The organism is Amycolatopsis sp. WAC 04169 (assembly GCF_003947535.1).
Lineage (GTDB): Bacteria > Actinomycetota > Actinomycetes > Mycobacteriales > Pseudonocardiaceae > Amycolatopsis > Amycolatopsis keratiniphila.
Genome location: NZ_QHJI01000004.1, coordinates 609,220 through 627,127, shown reverse-complemented (window position 1 = coordinate 627,127; position 17,908 = coordinate 609,220). Strand labels below are relative to the sequence as shown.

The 17,908-nt window shown below is 69.7% G+C and carries 13 protein-coding genes; 10 read left to right on the top strand and 3 right to left on the bottom strand.

From position 1 onward, the window contains the following. Positions 1-76 precede the first annotated feature (76 nt). From gltB to DMC61_RS11905, 5 genes are all read left to right on the top strand, one after another. Positions 77-4,645 (top strand): glutamate synthase large subunit, encoded by a 4,569-nt coding sequence (gltB, locus tag DMC61_RS11925; RefSeq protein WP_125689232.1) that lies wholly within the window; start codon positions 77-79, stop codon positions 4,643-4,645. Continuing rightward, the gene (locus DMC61_RS11920) at positions 4,638-6,146 is read left to right on the top strand and encodes a glutamate synthase subunit beta (RefSeq protein WP_125689230.1); all 1,509 of its coding nucleotides are present in this window, start codon (positions 4,638-4,640) and stop codon (positions 6,144-6,146) included. Before gltB ends, DMC61_RS11920 begins: the two co-directional genes overlap by 8 nt. 171 nt (positions 6,147-6,317) lie before the next feature. Beyond that, positions 6,318-7,709, top strand: a complete 1,392-nt coding sequence (locus tag DMC61_RS11915; protein ID WP_125689228.1) for an alpha/beta hydrolase — start codon at positions 6,318-6,320, stop codon at positions 7,707-7,709. 128 nt (positions 7,710-7,837) lie between these two features. After that, positions 7,838-8,770, top strand: coding sequence for a serine protease (locus DMC61_RS11910; protein ID WP_125689226.1), 933 nt, complete (start codon positions 7,838-7,840; stop codon positions 8,768-8,770). Positions 8,771-8,850: 80 nt separating this feature from the next. Continuing rightward, positions 8,851-10,242 (top strand): class II 3-deoxy-7-phosphoheptulonate synthase, encoded by a 1,392-nt coding sequence (locus tag DMC61_RS11905; RefSeq protein WP_072030789.1) that lies wholly within the window; start codon positions 8,851-8,853, stop codon positions 10,240-10,242. 75 nt (positions 10,243-10,317) lie between these two features. Here the strand turns inward: DMC61_RS11905 and DMC61_RS11900 are convergent, their stop codons facing one another. After that, entirely contained in the window at positions 10,318-11,622 is a 1,305-nt protein-coding gene (locus DMC61_RS11900; RefSeq protein ID WP_199749960.1) for a wax ester/triacylglycerol synthase family O-acyltransferase, read from the bottom strand. Positions 11,623-11,844: 222 nt separating this feature from the next. Between DMC61_RS11900 and DMC61_RS11895 the strand changes: the two genes are divergently transcribed. Beyond that, positions 11,845-12,354, top strand: coding sequence for a DinB family protein (locus tag DMC61_RS11895; RefSeq protein ID WP_016335940.1), 510 nt, complete (start codon positions 11,845-11,847; stop codon positions 12,352-12,354). Here DMC61_RS11895 and DMC61_RS11890 read toward each other — a convergent pair. Together DMC61_RS11890 and DMC61_RS11885 are read right to left on the bottom strand one after the other, a co-directional pair. Beyond that, positions 12,341-13,126, bottom strand: coding sequence for a DUF1295 domain-containing protein (locus DMC61_RS11890; protein WP_125689224.1), 786 nt, complete (start codon positions 13,124-13,126; stop codon positions 12,341-12,343). The genes DMC61_RS11895 and DMC61_RS11890 overlap by 14 nt on opposite strands. Then, positions 13,126-14,397 carry a cyclopropane-fatty-acyl-phospholipid synthase family protein gene (locus DMC61_RS11885; RefSeq protein WP_125689222.1) on the bottom strand — a complete coding sequence of 424 codons (1,272 nt, stop codon included), beginning with the start codon at positions 14,395-14,397 and terminating at the stop codon, positions 13,126-13,128. The genes DMC61_RS11890 and DMC61_RS11885 overlap by 1 nt, the downstream gene beginning before the upstream one ends. Positions 14,398-14,484: 87 nt before the next feature. On the opposite strand from DMC61_RS11885, the gene DMC61_RS11880 reads away from it, so the two are divergent. Genes DMC61_RS11880 through DMC61_RS11865 form a run of 4 tightly spaced genes read left to right on the top strand, consistent with a single transcriptional unit; the run spans position 14,485 to position 17,864 of the window. Then, positions 14,485-15,762 (top strand): NAD(P)/FAD-dependent oxidoreductase, encoded by a 1,278-nt coding sequence (locus DMC61_RS11880; RefSeq protein ID WP_125689220.1) that lies wholly within the window; start codon positions 14,485-14,487, stop codon positions 15,760-15,762. Next, a complete protein-coding gene (locus tag DMC61_RS11875; protein WP_125689218.1) occupies positions 15,756-16,496 on the top strand; it encodes a DUF1365 domain-containing protein in 741 nt (246 codons plus the stop codon). Before DMC61_RS11880 ends, DMC61_RS11875 begins: the two co-directional genes overlap by 7 nt. Then, positions 16,489-17,097 (top strand): ECF RNA polymerase sigma factor SigK, encoded by a 609-nt coding sequence (sigK, locus tag DMC61_RS11870; RefSeq protein WP_125689216.1) that lies wholly within the window; start codon positions 16,489-16,491, stop codon positions 17,095-17,097. Before DMC61_RS11875 ends, sigK begins: the two co-directional genes overlap by 8 nt. Continuing rightward, entirely contained in the window at positions 17,094-17,864 is a 771-nt protein-coding gene (locus tag DMC61_RS11865; protein WP_125689214.1) for an anti-sigma factor domain-containing protein, read from the top strand. Before sigK ends, DMC61_RS11865 begins: the two co-directional genes overlap by 4 nt. Positions 17,865-17,908 lie beyond the last annotated feature (44 nt).

Here is a 17,908-nt window from a genome sequence, read left to right as displayed (position 1 = left end):
GGCCATCGTCGTCCCGTGCGCATCCCCCGGCCGGTCCGCCCGGCCGCTGAGCACAGACGACGAAGGAGGTCCCTTCATGATCTTCTCCGCCATTCCAGGCAAACAGGGTCTCTACGATCCCGAATCCGAACAGGACTCCTGCGGGGTGGCCATGGTGGCCGACGTCCGCGGGCGGCGCTCGCACGGCATCGTCACCGACGGCCTGTCCGCGCTGACGAACCTCGACCACCGAGGGGCCGCCGGCGCGGAGCCGACCAGCGGCGACGGTGCGGGCATCCTGCTGCAGCTCCCGGACGAGCTGCTGCGGGCGGAGGTGGACTTCCCCCTGCCCGAGGCGGACGCGGACGGTCACCACACCTACGCGACCGGGATCGGTTTCCTGCCCTCGGACGTCGAGGAGCGGAACAAGGCCATCGCCCTGATCGAGCGGATCGCCGGCGAAGAGGGCCTCGACGTCCTCGGCTGGCGTGAGGTACCGGTCGACGCCGACCGCGCCGACATCGGCCCGACGGCGCGTTCGGTCATGCCGCATTTCGCGATGCTGTTCGTCGCGGGCGCCGAGGCCGACGGGCGATGTCCGTCCGGGCTCGAACTGGACCGCCTCGCCTTCTGTCTCCGCAAGCGCGTCGAGAACGAGAGCGTGACCGCGGGCTGCGGCACCTACTTCCCGTCGCTGTCCTCGCGGACCATCGTCTACAAGGGAATGCTGACCCCCGAGCAGCTCCCGCTCTTCTTCGCCGATCTGACCGACACCAGGCTCACCAGCGCCATCGCGCTCGTGCACTCCCGGTTCTCCACCAACACCTTCCCGTCGTGGCCGCTGGCGCATCCGTTCCGGTTCGTCGCGCACAACGGCGAGATCAACACCATCCGGGGCAACCGCAACCGCATGCGCGCCCGTGAGGCGCTGCTCGAATCGGACCTCATCCCCGGCGACCTCACCCGGCTGTACCCGATCTGCTCGGCCGACGCGTCGGACTCCGCCTCCTTCGACGAGGTGCTGGAGCTGCTGCACCTCGGCGGGCGGTCGCTCCCGCACGCGGTGCTGATGATGATCCCCGAAGCGTGGGAGAACCACACCGGGATGAACGCACAGCGCCGTGCGTTCTACCAGTTCCACGCCAGCCTCATGGAGCCGTGGGACGGCCCGGCCTGCGTCACCTTCACCGACGGCACGCTCGTCGGCGCGGTGCTCGACCGCAACGGCCTGCGGCCCGCCCGATGGTGGCGCACCGCGGACGACCGCGTCGTGCTGGCCAGCGAGGCGGGCGTCCTCGACGTCGCCCCCGCGGACGTCGTGGCCAAGGGCCGCCTCAAGCCCGGCCGCATGTTCCTGGTGGACACCGAGGCGGGCCGGATCGTCGACGACGAAGAGGTCAAGTCTGCGCTGGCCAAGGAACTCCCGTACGAGGGCTGGCTGCACGCCGGTCTCCTGCAGATCGCCGACCTGCCGGACCGCGACCACATCGTGCAGAGCCACGATTCCGTGCTGCGGCGCCAGCTTTCCTTCGGCTACACCGAAGAAGAGCTGAAGATCCTCCTCGCGCCGATGGCGGTCAAGGCGGCCGAGCCGATCGGTTCGATGGGTTCCGACACCCCGCCCGCGGTGCTGTCGCAGCGTTCGCGGCTGCTTTACGACTACTTCAAGCAGAACTTCGCGCAGGTCACCAACCCGCCGCTGGACGCGATCCGCGAAGAGCTCGTCACCTCGATGAGCCGGATCATGGGCCCCGAGCGCAACCTGCTCGCCCCCGGCCCGGCCTCCTGCCGTCACGTGCAGCTGCCGTATCCGGTGATCGACAACGACGAGCTCGCCAAGCTGATCCACATCAACGACGACGGCGACCTTCCCGGCTTCGCGTGCAGTGTCCTTTCCGGACTGTACGAAGTGGACGGTGGCGCCGAGGCGCTGGCGTCCGCGATCGAGCGGGTCCGGCGCGAGGCCTCCGAAGCGATCGCGGCCGGCGCGCGCACGCTCGTGCTGTCCGATCGCGACTCCGACCACCGCATGGCGCCGATCCCGTCGCTGCTGCTCGTGTCCGCGGTGCACCACCATCTGGTGCGCACCAAGGAGCGGCTCCGTGTCGCGCTGGTCGTAGAGACCGGTGACGCGCGCGAGGTCCACCACGTCGCGCTGCTGCTCGGCTACGGCGCCGCGGCGGTGAACCCGTACCTGGCCTTCGAGACCATCGAGGACATGATCTCGACCGGTGCGGTCACCGGGATCGAGCCCGCCACGGCGGTCCGCAACTACGTCAAGGCGCTCGTGAAGGGCGTCCTGAAGATCATGTCGAAGATGGGCATCTCGACCGTCGGCGCGTACACCGCGGCGCAGGTCTTCGAATCCTTCGGCCTGGCCCAGGATCTGCTCGACGAGTACTTCACCGGGACGTCGTCGAAGCTCGGCGGGGTCGGGCTGACCGTGCTCGCCGAAGAGGTCGCCACGCGTCACCGCCGGGCGTACCCGGACAACCCGACCGATCGCGTCCACCGTGGACTCGAGACCGGCGGCGAGTACGCGTACCGCCGCGAGGGCGAACTGCACCTGTTCACCCCCGAGACCGTCTTCCTGTTGCAGCACGCGACGAAGACCGGCCGGGAAGAGGTCTACAAGAAGTACTCCGACGAGGTGCACCGCCTGTACCGCCAGGGCGGCGCGCTGCGCGGGCTGTTCTCCTTCCGCGAGGGCGTTCGTGAACCCGTACCGCTGGACGAGGTCGAGCCCGTCGAGGCGATTTTCAAGCGCTTCAACACCGGCGCGATGTCCTACGGCTCGATTTCGGCCGAGGCACACGAAACGCTCGCCATCGCGATGAACCGCATCGGCGGCCGGTCGAACACCGGTGAGGGCGGGGAAGACCCCGAGCGGCTCTACGACCCGGCACGGCGCAGCGCGATCAAGCAGGTCGCGAGCGGCCGGTTCGGCGTCACGAGCGAATACCTCGTCAACGCCGACGACATCCAGATCAAGATGGCGCAGGGCGCGAAGCCGGGTGAAGGCGGGCAGCTGCCGCCGAACAAGGTCTACCCGTGGATCGCGCGCACGCGGCACTCGACGCCGGGCGTCGGGCTGATCTCGCCGCCCCCGCACCACGACATCTACTCGATCGAGGATCTGGCGCAGCTGATCCACGACCTCAAGAACGCCAACGAGAAGGCCCGCATCCACGTGAAGCTGGTGTCCTCGCTCGGCGTCGGCACGGTCGCGGCGGGCGTGTCCAAGGCGCACGCGGACGTCGTGCTGATCTCCGGCCACGACGGCGGCACCGGCGCCTCCCCGATGAACTCGCTCAAGCACGCGGGGACACCGTGGGAGATCGGCCTCGCCGAGACCCAGCAGACGTTGCTGCTCAACGGTTTGCGCGACCGGATCACCGTGCAGGTCGACGGCGCGATGAAGACCGGCAAGGACGTCGTCATCGCCGCGCTGCTCGGCGCGGAGGAGTACGGTTTCGCGACGGCGCCGCTGATCGTCGAAGGCTGCGTCATGATGCGCGTCTGCCACCTCGACACCTGCCCGGTCGGCGTCGCGACCCAGAGCCCGGATCTGCGCAAGCGGTACACCGGCCAGGCCGACCACGTCGTGAACTACTTCCGGTTCGTCGCCGAAGAGGTCCGGGAAACGTTGGCGGCACTCGGTTTCCGCACCCTCGACGAGGCCATCGGGCACGCCGAGGTGCTGAACACCGACGAGGCGATCGAGCACTGGAAGGCATCCGGTCTCGACCTCGCGCCGATCTTCGAGATGCCGGCTGAAACCCCGTACGGCGGGGCGAAGCGGCGCACGCGGGCGCAGGACCACGGCCTGGAGCACGCGCTCGACCGGACGCTGATCCAGCTCGCCGAGGCGGCGCTGGAGGACGCGCATCCGGTGCGGCTGGAGCTGCCGGTGCGGAACGTGAACCGGACCGTCGGCACGCTGCTCGGTTCCGAGATCACCCGTCGCTACGGCGGTGAGGGGCTGCCCGAGGACACGATCCACGTGCTGCTGACCGGTTCCGCCGGGCAGTCGCTCGGGGCGTTCCTGCCGCGCGGCATCACGCTCGACATGGTCGGCGACGCGAACGACTACGTCGGCAAGGGCCTTTCGGGCGGGCGGATCATCGTGCGCCCGCATCCGGACGCGAAGTTCGCCGCGGAGGGCCAGACCATCGCCGGGAACACGCTCGCCTACGGTGCCACCGGTGGCGAGATGTTCCTGCGCGGCCAGGTCGGCGAACGGTTCTGCGTGCGCAACTCCGGTGCGGTGGTGGTCGCTGAGGGCGTCGGCGACCACGCCTTCGAGTACATGACCGGCGGACAGGCCGTGGTGCTCGGCCCGACCGGGCGCAACCTCGCGGCGGGTATGTCCGGCGGCGAGGCCTACGTGCTCGACCTCGACCGCGGCAAGGTCAACGAGGAGATGGTGAACCTCCAGACGCCGTCGTCCGAGGACCTCGCCTGGCTCAAGAAGACCGTGCAGAAACACTACGACCTCACACGTTCGGCCGTGGCCGCGTCGCTGCTCGGCGACTGGCCGCGTCGCTCGGCGGCGTTCACCAAGGTGATGCCCCGCGACTACCAGCGTGTCCTTGACGCGGCGAAGGCGGCGCGTGCCGCGGGCCGCGACGTCGACGAAGCGATCATGGAGGCCGCTCGTGGCTGATCCGACGGGTTTCCTGAAGTACGACCGTGAAGAGCCGAAGAAGAAGTCCAAAGAGGACCGTCTCGCCACCTGGGGCGAGGTCTACGCCGACGTGGATCCCGGCGAGCGCAACGAACAGGTGCGCAAGCAGGCTTCCCGGTGCATGGACTGCGGCATCCCGTTCTGTCACTCCGGTGGTTCCGGCTGCCCGCTGGGCAACCTGATCCCGGAGTGGAACGACCTGGTGCGCCGCGGCGACTGGGCCGCGGCGAGCGACCGGCTGCACGCGACCAACAACTTCCCCGAATTCACCGGGAAGCTGTGCCCCGCGCCGTGCGAGGCGGGCTGCGTGCTGTCGATCTCGCCGCTGTCCGGCGGTCCGGTGTCGATCAAGCGCGTCGAGCAGACGATCGCCGACCAGTCCTGGGAAGCCGGTTACGTGCAGCCGCAGGTCTCGGCGGTTTCGTCGGGGCAGCGGGTCGCGGTCGTCGGCTCCGGTCCGGCCGGGCTCGCCGCCGCGCAGCAGCTGACCCGCGCCGGCCACGAGGTGACCGTCTTCGAGCGGGACGACCGGCTCGGCGGCCTGCTGCGGTACGGCATCCCCGAGTTCAAGATGGAGAAGAAGGTCCTCGACCGGCGGCTCGCGCAGCTCCGCAAGGAGGGCACGAAGTTCGTCACCGGCTGCGAGGTCGGCGTCGACCTGACCGTCGAGGAACTGCGGGCGGAGTACGACGCGGTGATCCTCGCCGTGGGCGCGCTGCGCGGCCGCGACGACAAGACCACGCCCGGCCGCGAGCTCGCCGGGATCCACCTGGCGATGGAACATCTGGTCCCGGCCAACAAGTACGTCGAGGGCGACGGCCCGTCGGCGATCGACGCGGCGGGCAAGCACGTCGTCATCATCGGCGGCGGCGACACCGGGGCCGACTCCTACGGCACCGCGACCCGGCAGGGCGCGCTTTCGGTGACCCAGCTGGACCAGTACCCGACGCCGCCGTCCACAAGGGACGACGAACGCTCGCCGTGGCCGACGTGGCCGTACATCCTGCGCACCTACCCGGCGCACGAAGAGGCGGGCGAGCGCAAGTTCGCCGTCGCGGTCACCCGGTTCATCGGTGACGACGAAGGCAACGTGCGCGCCGTGGAGCTCCGTCAGGTCCGCGTGGTCAAGGACCCCGAGACCGGCAAGCGCATGGTGACCCCGGTCAACGACGAGGTCGAGGAACTGCCCGCCGACCTGGTGCTGCTCGCGATCGGGTTCGAGGGTGTCGAGCACATGCCGCTGCTGGACGGGCTCGGTCTCTCGCTGACCCAGCGGGGCACGCTCTCGTGCGGCGCGGATTGGCAGACCTCCTCGCCCGGCGTGTTCGTCTGCGGCGACGCGCACCGCGGTGCCTCGCTGGTGGTGTGGGCGATCGCCGAGGGACGTTCGGTGGCGAGCGCCGTCGACGCGTACCTCACCGGCGCTTCGGACCTGCCCGCCCCGGTGCACCCGACGGCGTTGCCGCTCGCCGTCGTCTAAGCCTGCTGGAGATGTCAGGAAAGGGTCGTTCAAGACGTTTTTCGTCCTGAACGACCCTTTTCTGACACTCGGGGTCGACGAACGGCAGGGTGAGCCCCCACCCAAGGCGGAGGTCCCGGATCAGACTCCGGTCCGACGCGGTAGAGCGGCAGGCGGCGCCAAGCTCGCCGCATGAGAAAAACGTTGGCGATACTGGCTTTCCTGCCCTTGGCCGTAGCCGTCCCGGCGACCGCCGAAGCAGCTCCGGCGCTGCGCTGGACGTCGCCGTGCCCGGACTACGGCATGACTCCCTCACCGACCGAGGGCCTCGAATGCGCGAAACTCCGGGTGCCGCTGGACTACGCCGATCCTGGCGGCCGGACCATCGAGCTCACCATTTCCCGCAAGGCGAGCAATTCGCCGAAGCGGCGAGGCGTGCTGCTGATGAACCCGGGCGGCCCGGGGAGCCCCGGCCTCGCGATGCCCGCGCAACTCGCGCAGCGACAGGGGCGGTCCGGCCTGCTCGACAGTTACGACGTCATCGGTTTCGATCCGCGCGGGACCGTCTACAGCACGCCGGTGACCTGTGACCTGAGCGAGGCACAGCGGTTCATCCTCGTCGGCCCGTACGCGGAGGGCCCGCGTGACGTCGCCGAGAAGGCGGTGAAGTCGCGCGCGGTGGCGAGGCAATGCGCCGGGTCGAAGACCGCGGATCTCCTGCCGCACATGACCACCGCCAACACCGCGCGCGACCTGGACCGGATCCGCGAGGCGTTGGGGGAGCGGAAGATCTCGTACTACGGTGTTTCGTATGGGAGCTACCTCGGTGCCGCGTATTCGTCGATGTTCCCCGCGCGCACGGATCGGATCGTGCTGGACAGCCTGGTCGGTCCCAACGGGCTGGATGTCCAGGCACATCAGCGTTTCGCGGACGGCTTCGACGATCGCTTCGGCGACTTCGCGGCCTGGGCGGCGGCGCGGGACGACGTCTACCACCTCGGGCGGACACCGGCCGAGGTGACGGCGAAGTTCTTCGAGCTGGCCGAAAAGCGCCCAGGAATCCGCACCGACACCTGGGGAGCGCTGTACGACGACGCGAACTTCCCCGGCCTCGCCGAGCGATGGGCCGCTCCGGCGGCGAAGGCACAAGGCGGACCGCCGGACACCGACAATCACGCCGCGCTCCAGCTCCAGGTGCTCTGCAACGACTCCGACTGGCCGGAAAGCGTTCGCCACTACCAAAAAGCGGTCGAGCGCGCCCGCGTGACGCAGCCGATGTTCGGCCCCGCGGCCGCGAACATCACCCCGTGCGCGTTCTGGCCCGTCGAGCGCCGCGAACCACCCGTGCGGATCCACGACCGCGGACCGTCGAACATCCTGCTGGTGCAGAACCTCCGCGACCCGGCGACCCCGCTTGTCGGCGCCCGCGAGATGCGGTCGGCGTTGGGTGGACGGGCCAAGTTCGTCACCGTGGACGCCGGCGGGCACGGTGTCTTCACCATGGGCAACGCCTGTGGCAACGACTTCGTGATCCGGTATCTGCGGGACGGTGCCCTCCCGGCGGCCGACGCGCACTGCCGCTAGACCGAACGGCCCATACGCCACCCCGGATGCGGCCGAACGGCCGCTTGTACCCCTGGTAGCAGGACAAATACTTTCGAAATGTCGTGCAAGTCATACGGCAATTCACCGGTGGCGAAAGGTGGTACGCCATGAAGAGGACGGCTTCCCGGGCGGGGATACTGGCGGCACTCGTGGGGCTGGCGGTGACGGCGCTGACGGCCGTCGCGAACCCCGCCCACGCCGGGCCGGTCCAGCATCAGGCAGCGGCCGACGCACAGGCGGTCGCGGCCTACTGGACCCCGGAGCGGATGCGGTCGGCGGTGCCGATCGAACAGCTGGTCCAGGCGCCCGCCTTCACCCCGAAGGATGTCGCGAAGGGGACGAGCACGATCATCCAGAGCATCCCCAACGGCGGGGGCGCGTGGACCGGCGCGGGCAAGGTCGTGCAGACCGCGGGCCGGGTGTTCTTCACCATGGGCGGGCGGAACGCGTCGTGCTCCGGTGACGCGGTCACGAGCACGAACGGCAGTGTCGTGATCACCGCCGGGCACTGCGTGAAGTACCAGGGCGCCTGGCACACCAACTGGACCTTCGCGCCCGGCTACAACAACGGCAACACGCCCTACGGCACCTGGGCCGCGAAGAGCACGCTGACCACTCCGCAGTGGGAAGCGAGCGAGGACATGAACTACGACATCGGCGCGGCCGTGGTGAACCCGCTCAACGGGCAGAAGCTGACCGACGTCGTCGGCGCGCAGGGGATCGCGTTCAACCAGGCGCGCAACCAGTCGATGTACACGTTCGGGTACCCGGCGGCGGCGCCGTACGACGGCTCGAAGCTGATCTACTGCAGCGGGAGCACCTTCACCGACTTCCTGCTCACCAAGGACCACGGGATGAACTGCAACATGACCGGTGGTTCGAGCGGCGGCCCGTGGTTCCTCAACTTCAGCGAGGCGACCGGTGCGGGCATCCAGGCCTCGGTGAACAGCTTCGGCTACAACTTCCTGCCCGGCTACATGTTCGGCCCGTACTTCGGGACGGACGCGCAGAACCTCTACAACAAGGCCCAGGCCGCCTGATCTCCTCCGCCGCCCGTCCACGTTCTGGGACTTTCGTCCCGGTGGGCGGGCGGCTTTCGGTCCGGCATATCCTGGTGCCCGTGAACTGGACAGTGGACGTTCCCGTCGACACGCTCCCCGAACTGCCACCCCTGCCGCCCGGCCTGCGTGACCGGCTCGACGACGCGCTTTCCCGGCCCGCCGCCCAGCAGCCCGAGTGGCCGGACGCCGAGCTGACGAAGCGCGTCCGCGGCGTGCTGGAGAGCGTGCCGCCGATCACCGTCCCCGCCGAGATCGACCGCCTTTCGGACCGGCTCGCCATGGTCGCCCGCGGCGAGGCGTTCCTGCTGCAGGGCGGCGACTGCGCGGAGACGTTCGAATCGAACACCGAGCCGCATATCCGCGCCAACCTGCGCACCCTGCTGCAGATGGCCGTCGTCCTCACCTACGGCGCGAGCCTGCCGGTGGTGAAGGTCGGCCGGATCGCGGGCCAGTACGCGAAGCCGCGTTCGGCCTCCACCGACGCCCTCGGCCTGCCGGTCTACCGCGGCGACATCATCAACTCGCTCGTCGCCAAGCCCGAACTGCGCGTGCCGGACCCCGGCCGGATGATCCGCGCCTACGCGAACGCGGGCGCCGCGATGAACCTCGTCCGCGCGCTCACCGGCGCCGGCATGGCGGACCTGCACCAGGTGCACGACTGGAACAAGGACTTCGTGAAGTCCTCGCCCGCCAGCGAGCGCTACGAGGCGCTGGCCTCGGAGATCGACCGCGGCCTGCGGTTCATGTCGGCCTGCGGCGTCACCGACACCTCGCTCCAGTCCACCGAGATCTTCGCCAGCCACGAGGCGCTGCTGCTGGACTACGAGCGCTCCATGCTGCGGATGGACCGCGCGGACGCGGCGAACCCCAAGCTGTACAACCTGTCCTCGCACTTCCTGTGGGTGGGCGAGCGGACGCGGCAGCTCGACGGCGCGCACATCGCCTTCGCCGAGCTGCTGGCCAACCCGATCGGGCTCAAGATCGGCCCGACGACCACGCCCGAGCAGGCCGTCGAGTACGTCCGGCGGCTCGACCCGCGCAACGAGCCCGGCCGCCTGACGCTGATCGCCCGGATGGGCAACGGCAAGGTGCGCGAGGTGCTGCCCGCGATCGTCGAGAAGGTCGAGGCGTCCGGGCACAAGGTCATCTGGCAGTGCGACCCGATGCACGGCAACACGCACGAGTCTTCGACGGGTTACAAGACCCGGCACTTCGACCGGATCGTGGACGAGGTGCAGGGCTTCTTCGAGGTGCACCGCAAGCTCGGCACCTACCCCGGCGGCATCCACGTCGAGCTGACCGGCGAGGACGTCACCGAATGCCTCGGCGGCGCGCAGGAGATCTCGGATCTGGACCTCTCGGGCCGGTACGAGACCGCGTGCGACCCGCGGCTGAACACGCAGCAGTCGCTGGAGCTGGCGTTCCTGGTCGCGGAGATGCTGCGCGGCTGACCTGGCCCCTTACGCGCGCAATGAAAGGTCCGTTCCTTGCAAAATTTGCAAGGAACGGACCGTTCATTGCATTCGTTAGGCGGTGTTTAGCAGGCGCGAAGCGGACTTGAGCACCCCGTCCCGCAGCGAACCCACGTCCGAGACCGCCGCCCCGTTCGCCTGAAGTCCGATGTGGACCGAGTCGCGATAGGTCGCCACCGCGATCCCGATCGCCTGCCGCGGCGCCAGCGGCACGAACGGGTACACGCCCGAGACCCTCGTCCCGTCCAGGGTGAGGCGGTTGGGCGGCACCGGCACCGTGGTCACCACGAGATCGAACAGCAGCGGCGCGGCCAGCCCGGCGGCCTTCGAACCGAGCCGGTGCAGCATCGGCGGCATCCGGTCGGCGAGCAGCGGGAAGGCGCCCGCGCCCTTGGCCGGGCCCGCCGCCTTGTTCCGGCTCATCTCACGCTGGACGGCCAGCAGCCGCTCCACCGGATCGTCGAGGCCGACCGGCAGCTCGCAGAGGTACCCGGACAGCTTGTTCCCGCCGAGTTGCTCGGCGGACCGCCCGCGCACGCTGACCGGGATGAGCGCCCGCAGCGTCCGGTCGTCGGCGCGCTGGCCGCGGTTGATCATCCATTCGCGCAGGGCGCCGCTGAGGATCGCCAGCACGACGTCGTTGGCGGTCCCACCGTGGGCCCGGCGGATCCGCCGGATCTCGGCGGTGTCCAGCCGGACGAGGCCGAGCCGTCGTTCGGTCGACGGCGGCGCGCTGAGCGGGGACAGCGGCGAACGGGTCGCGCGGACGACCGAAGAGGCGATCCCGGCCTGGGCCAGCGTCGAGCCGACCGCTTCCTTGACAGCGTCCACAGGGGAGCGGGGCGAGGGCGGCCCGGACCCGCTGTGCGGACGCCTCGGCGCGCGGGGGAGCTCGTCGAGCAGGCCGACGGCGACGGCGTACGCGCCGGCCCCGTCGGTCAGGGCGTGGTGCAGTTTCAGCAGCAACGCGAACTCGCCGTCCGGCAGGCCGGTGACGAGATGCAAGTCCCACAAGGGTTTTCCGGTGTCGAGCGGCCGTCCCATCCAGCGTGACGCGTAGGCGGAGAGCGGGTCCGGCTCGTACAGGGAGCTCAGGTGGTGATGTGAAATATGTTCACTGGCAACGAAATCCGGGTCTTCGGCCCAGATCGCGGCGCCGGGCGGGAACAGCGCGGTGCGGGGACGCTGACGCAGCTTGGGGAGCCGCGCAGCCCGCTCGGCGAGCAGCGTGGTCAGCTCGCGCGCGTGCACCTGCCCGTGCGGGCGGAAGGTGACCACCGCCCCCATGTGCATGGGCGTCGTTTCGCTTTCCAGGCAAAGGAAAGCGACATCGAGTGCGCTCAGCTGCAGGCCTGGCATCAGTGACCTTTCTCGGGTGCTCCGGCTATGGGCACAACTGCACCAGCCTGACATGACGGGCGGGTGGTCGTCATGTTTCCTCGGCGCTAACTACCGCCGGTTTCACTCGAACGATGGGATCACGTTCGGACACGGACCACCGCTCTGCGACAGATGGTGGACAGTGCGTCCCGGGGTAACTCGTTAGCGGATCATCCGAGGAAACCGGCAGACTGCACGACCATGACCGACGAACCGAAGCGCCCCGAACCGCCGCTCACCGGCGACGAGCGCACCCAGCTGAACGGCTTCCTCGACTTCCTCCGCGCCACCGTCGTGTGGAAGTGCTCGGGCCTCACCGACGAACAGGCCCGGCGGCCGCTCGTCCCCAGCGAACTGACCACCGTCGCCGGTCTGCTCGGGCACCTGACCCTCGTCGAGCAGTACTGGTTCAACGTGGTGCTCAACGGACAGGAGGACGTCTGGAAGGAGGCACTGGAGGCCGATCCGGACGCCGAGTTCCGGGTCGCCATGCAGACCCCGATCGAGCAGCTGATCGCCGCCTACGAGGCCGAGTGCGAGCGGAGCCGCAAGATCGTCGAAGCGATGGGGCTGGACGATGAGGTCCCCTTCCGCGGCGACCGCAAGGTCAACGTCCGGTTCGTGGTCGCGCACATGATCGAGGAGACCGGCAGGCACGCCGGCCACCTCGACCTGTTGCGCGAGCTGACGGACGGTCTCACCGGGGAGTGAGTTTGCGAGGGGGTAGCGGGAAGAACCCGCTGGTCCGCTCGACGTACGTCGCGTATCCCGGCCGCGAACGCCGCAAACCCTTCTCCAGCAAAGGTTTTCCGGTCCCCTTGGCCAGCGTGTACGTCATCGCGACCGGCGACAGCACGGTCGCCGCCCCCACCCAGCTCGAACACGCCAGCAGGTACAGGCCCCACCACACGCACGCGTCCCCGAAGTAGTTGGGATGCCGGGTGTAGCGCCACAGCCCGCTGTCGAGGACCTTCCCCTTGTTGCCGGGGTCGGCCTTGAAGCGGCGCAACTGCTCGTCGCCGATCGCCTCGAACCCGAAGCCGGCCAGCCACACCGCGACGCCCAGCCACGCCGTCACCCCGAAGGCGTCGCCGTACATCGCGAACTGGACCGGCAGCGAGACGAACCAGAGCACCACGGCCTGCACGAGGTACACGCGGACGAAGAGCTTGAGCGCCGGATTCGGGCCGGCGTTCTCGGCCATCCGCACATAGCGAGGGTCTTCGGGCAGCTTGTGGTTGCGCAGGTGGAGGTGGACGCCGAGGCGCACACCCCAGACCGCGGTCAGCAGCGCGGCGACCACGCGCAGCGCGACCGACCCGTCCCCGAGCGGGGCCGCCACCAGCGCGACGAGCGCGAAGCCCGGCCCCCACAGCGTGTCGACGGTGTCGTACCGCTTTCGCCGCCGCGCGATGCCGAACGTGACGACGAAGGCCAGCAGCGTCGTGCCCGCCGTGACCGCGAGGGTCCCGCCGAGGGGCATCAGGACCACTCCCGGGTGGCGGGCAGCGCGCTCAGGCCGTCTTCCGAGGGACGGACCGCGAGGATCTGGTCCACGCCCATCCGGTTCTCTTCGAAAGCGAGCGCGCCGCCGACCAGATACAGCCGCCAGACCCGCGCCCCGGATTCACCGATCAGCGCGACGACGTCGTCCCAGTTGCCTTCGAGCGTCTTCTCCCAGGCGCGGACCGTGCGCACGTAGTGCTCTCGAAGCGCGTGGACGTCGCGGATCTCGAAGCCCGCGGTCTCCAGATGCCCGAGGGTGCGGCTCAGCGGCCGCATCGTCATGTCGGGGGCGATGTAGCGCTCGATGAACGCGCCGCCGCCGGGCGCCACCGCGCCGCGGGACATCTGCTGCAGGACCAGCCGTCCGGTGGGCTTGAGCATCCGGTACAGCGTCCGCGTGTACTCGGGGTAGTTCTCCTCGCCGACGTGCTCACCCATCTCGATGGAGGCGACGGCGTCGAAGGGCTCGTCACGCAGTTCGCGATAGTCCTGCCGCCGGACCTCGACGCGATCCTCCAGATCGTGCTGGACGAGGCGGCCGCGGACGTGCTGCAGCTGTTCCGCCGACAGCGTGATCCCGACGGCGGTCACGCCGTGATGTTTCGCGGCGTGCACCAGGAGCGAACCCCAGCCGCAGCCGACGTCGAGCAGCCGCATCCCGGGGCGCAGGCCGAGCTTGCGGCAGATCAGTTCGAGCTTGTCCCACTGGGCCTGTTCGAGGTCGTAACCCTCATCCTCGGACGTCCAGTACGCCGACGAGTAGGCCATCGATTCGTCCATCAACAGCTGGTAGAAGGCATTGCCGAGGTCGTAGTGGTGCGCGATGGCCGACTTGTCGCGGAGCAGGGTGTGCAGCTTCCCGGACAGCCGGGCCTCCTCGGCGGGCGGTGCGGGCGGCGGCCCGACGACACCGAGGCGCACCGCGAGCCGCAGGGCCTCGGCCCAATCGCGCGGGCCGAGCTTCGCACCGCGCACGGCACCCGAACGGGTCAGCGCCCAGATCCGGCGGAATCCGTCGGCGAGGTCGCCCTCGACGTCGAGATCACCTGAGACGTACGCCCTGGCCAAGCCCAATTCGCCGGGGGCGTAGAGGAGACGGCGCAGGGCCCGCCGGTTGCGGAGCACCACGGTCGGGGCATCCGGCGGACCGGTGCGTACGCCATCCCAGGTACGCAGACCGACCGGAAGGGCACCACCGAGGAGCCGCTCGACGAACGGGGCTAGGCGGGACACGGGACTGTTCGGCATAGTCGTCATTCGCTCCCGGACCGGAAAGGGATGGGTCGGATGCCGAGCCGGTTCACGAGATCCAATCCCCGCCCGAGCCGGCTCCGAATGCTTCACGTGCACACCAAGAGTCAACGCATCGGAGTCATCGGCAGCGGCGTGGCCGGCCTCACGGCCGCGTATCTGCTCCAACGCCGCTACGAGGTACTGCTGTTCGAAGCCGAAGACAGGCTGGGCGGGCACGCGCACACCCATGACGTCCCGAGCGCGCACGGCGGCACCGTCGGCGTCGACTCCGGCTTCATCGTGCACAACGAGCGTACCTACCCGAACCTGCTCCGCCTGTTCGCCGAACTGGGCGTCGCCACCCGCGACACCGAGATGTCGATGAGCATCCGCTGCGACGGCTGCGGGCTCCAGTACGCCGGGGCGAAGGGACTGACAGGTCTGTTCGCGCAGCCGCGCAACGTCGCACGGGGCCGCTACCTGCGGATGCTCGCCGACGTCAAACGCTTCCATCGGCACGCGAAGCGCGTCCTCGATGCGCCAGAGGCCGGAGACGTCACCCTCGGCGCGTTCCTCGCGATCGGCGGGTACACGAAGTACTTCGTCGACCACTTCATGCTCCCGGTCGTTTCGACCGTCTGGTCCGCCGACCGGACCGACACGCTCAGGTACCCCGCGCGCTACCTGTTCGAGTTCCTCCGCAACCACGGGATGCTGTCGGTCGGCGGGTCCCCGAAGTGGCGCACCGTCGTCGGCGGCTCTCGCGAGTACGTCGAGCGGGCGGCCAAACAGCTGACCGCGGTGCACCTGTCGACCCCGGTCCGCTCGGTCAAGCGAACCACGCGGGGGATCGAGGTCCGCGACGACGCCGACACCCGGCACCGGCTCGACAAGGTCGTCCTGGCCACGCACGCGGACCAGGCGCTGAAGCTGCTCGCTTCGCCGACCGCGGCCGAGCGTGACGTCCTCGGCTCCTTCCGGTACTCCAGCAACGAGGCGTGGCTCCACACCGACACCGGCGTGCTCCCGACGGCGGAATCGGCGCGGGCGGGCTGGAACTACGCGACCCCGTTCTGCGGAGCCCACCACGGCGCGGTCCGGGTGTCCTACGACATGAACCGCCTGATGCGGCTCGACGAGCCGACCGGCTACGTCGTCACGCTCAACCCGGGCACCGGCCCGGCCGACGGTTCGGTGCTCGCCAAGATGACCTACGAACACCCCGTCTACACGCCGGAATCCGTGGCCGCCCAGCGCCGTCTGCCCGAACTGAACGACGCCACGGTCGCCTTCGCCGGCGCGTACCACGGCTGGGGTTTCCACGAGGACGGCTGCGCGTCCGGCGTCCGCGCGGCCGAGAACTTCGGGGTGCGATGGTGACCGTCATGGCGGTGCTCTACGACTCCACGGTGGCGCATGTCCGGCGCAACGATCCGCCGATCTCGTTCGCCCACCGGATCTACCTGTGGTTCGTCGACCTCGATGTGCCGCCGAAGCTGCCGTGGTGGCTTCGCCCCTTCGCCCGCTTCGACTCGCGAGACCACTTCGCGCCCGAGGACACCTCCAGCATCCGGTCCAAATTGGACCGCTGGCTCGCGGCGCGCGGTGTCGACCTCCGCGGCGGCCGGGTGCTGATGCTGGCGGGCGCGCGGATGCTCGGCCACAACTTCAACCCGATCACCCTGTACTGGTGCCACCGGCCCGACGGCGGACTCGAATGCGTCGTCGCCGAAGTGCACAACACCTACGGGGGCAGGCACGCGTACCTCCTGCGGCCCGACGCGGACGGGAACGCCTTCGCGGACAAGGAGTTCTACGTCTCGCCGTTCCAGTCGATGGACGGCGAGTACCGGATGGCGGTGCCCAGGCCGGAGTCGCTGCTTTCCGTCAAGATCGCCCTCCACCAGGACGGGAAGACGCCGTTGATCGCGTCGCTGCGGGGCGTGCGACGTCCCGCCACCGCCAGGTGGCTGGCGCACATGCTGATCACCCGTCCGCTCATGCCGCACCGGGTCTCCGCGCTGATCCGGCGGCATGGGGTCAAACTGTGGTTGAAGAAGGCGCCGATCACCCCGCGGACGCCGCAGACGGCCGGAGGCAGGCTTGATGGATGAATCGGCACGCCCGCGCCGGATGGCGCCCGTCCCCGGTGACGGCGAACCGGCCGGCCCGACGGCCGAGGACCTGCTCGTCCGGGTCGCGAAGGGTGACGAGCGGGCCTTCGACGCCTTGTACGACCGGCTCGCCGGGCCGGTCCTCGGCCTCGTGCGGCGGATCCTCCGTGACGCCGCGCAGTCCGAAGAGGTCACGCAGGAGGTCATGGTGGAGCTGTGGCGCACGGCCACGCGCTACTCCCCGGAGCGGGGGAGCGCGCTGAACTGGGCCATGACGCTCGCGCACCGCCGCGCGGTCGACCGCGTCCGCTCGGCACGCGCCAGTTCGGACCGCGAGGTCAAGGCGACCTTCGAGGCCGCCCGCGCGCGGCCCTTCGACGAGGTGGCCGAGGCCGTCGCGGCCCGCTGGGAGCGTTCGCAGGTACGCCGCTGCCTGACCACCCTCACCGAGCTGCAACGGGAATCCGTGCTGCTCGCCTACTACCAGGGCTACACCTATCGCGAGGTCTCGGAGGTGCTGCAGACGCCGCACGGGACCATCAAGACCCGTCTCCGGGACGGCCTGATCAGGCTCCGGGACTGTTTGGGGGTGACGGCATGACCATGCCCGAGATGCACACGCTCACCGGCGCGTACGCCGTCGACGCGCTGTCCGAAGTGGAGCGAGCGCAGTTCCAGCGGCACCTCGCCGAGTGTGCTTCGTGCGCGCAAGAGGTCCTCGAACTGCAGATGACCGCGACCCGGCTCGGTGCCGCGCTGGCTGAGGACCCGCCGCCCGAACTGAAGCGACGCGTGCTCGCCGAGGCGATGGCGACCAGGCAACAGCCGCCGAAGACGCGCTTCGGCGCGGGGGATCGCGTCAAGGACCGGCGTCGCGCCCCGCGCTGGGCGATCGCCGCGGTCGCGGCGGCCGTCGTCGGGCTCGCGGGCACCGCCGTGTTCGGCGGGATCGCCTACGATAACCACTCGCAGCTGACGGCCGCGCGGGAGCGTGCGGCGCAGTACGCGGAGCGCTACGCCCCGGTCGCCGACGTCCTTTCGGCCGCCGATCTCCGGACCGGGCACGCCGAGACCTCGGCCGGCGGTGGCGGAACCGTGATGATGTCGCGCGCGAAGGACCGGCTGGTGTTCATGGCGGCGCAGCTGCCGGCGAACGAACCGGGCCGGGTCTACCAGGCCTGGCTCATGTTCCCGGGTGCCGCGCCCAAGCCCGCCGGGCTCATTTCCGGTGGTCAGGACGGTGCGCTGCTGGTCGCCGACGGGCTCGGCGGGGCGGAGAAGTTCGCGCTCAGCGTCGAACAGGCGGGCGGATCACCGACCGGGGCGCCGTCGAAGGACGTCGTCATGCTCATGTCCATGCCCACCTGATCTTGCTCTTTACCAGGCCGCCGTTCGCCGCCGCGACCGGGTCT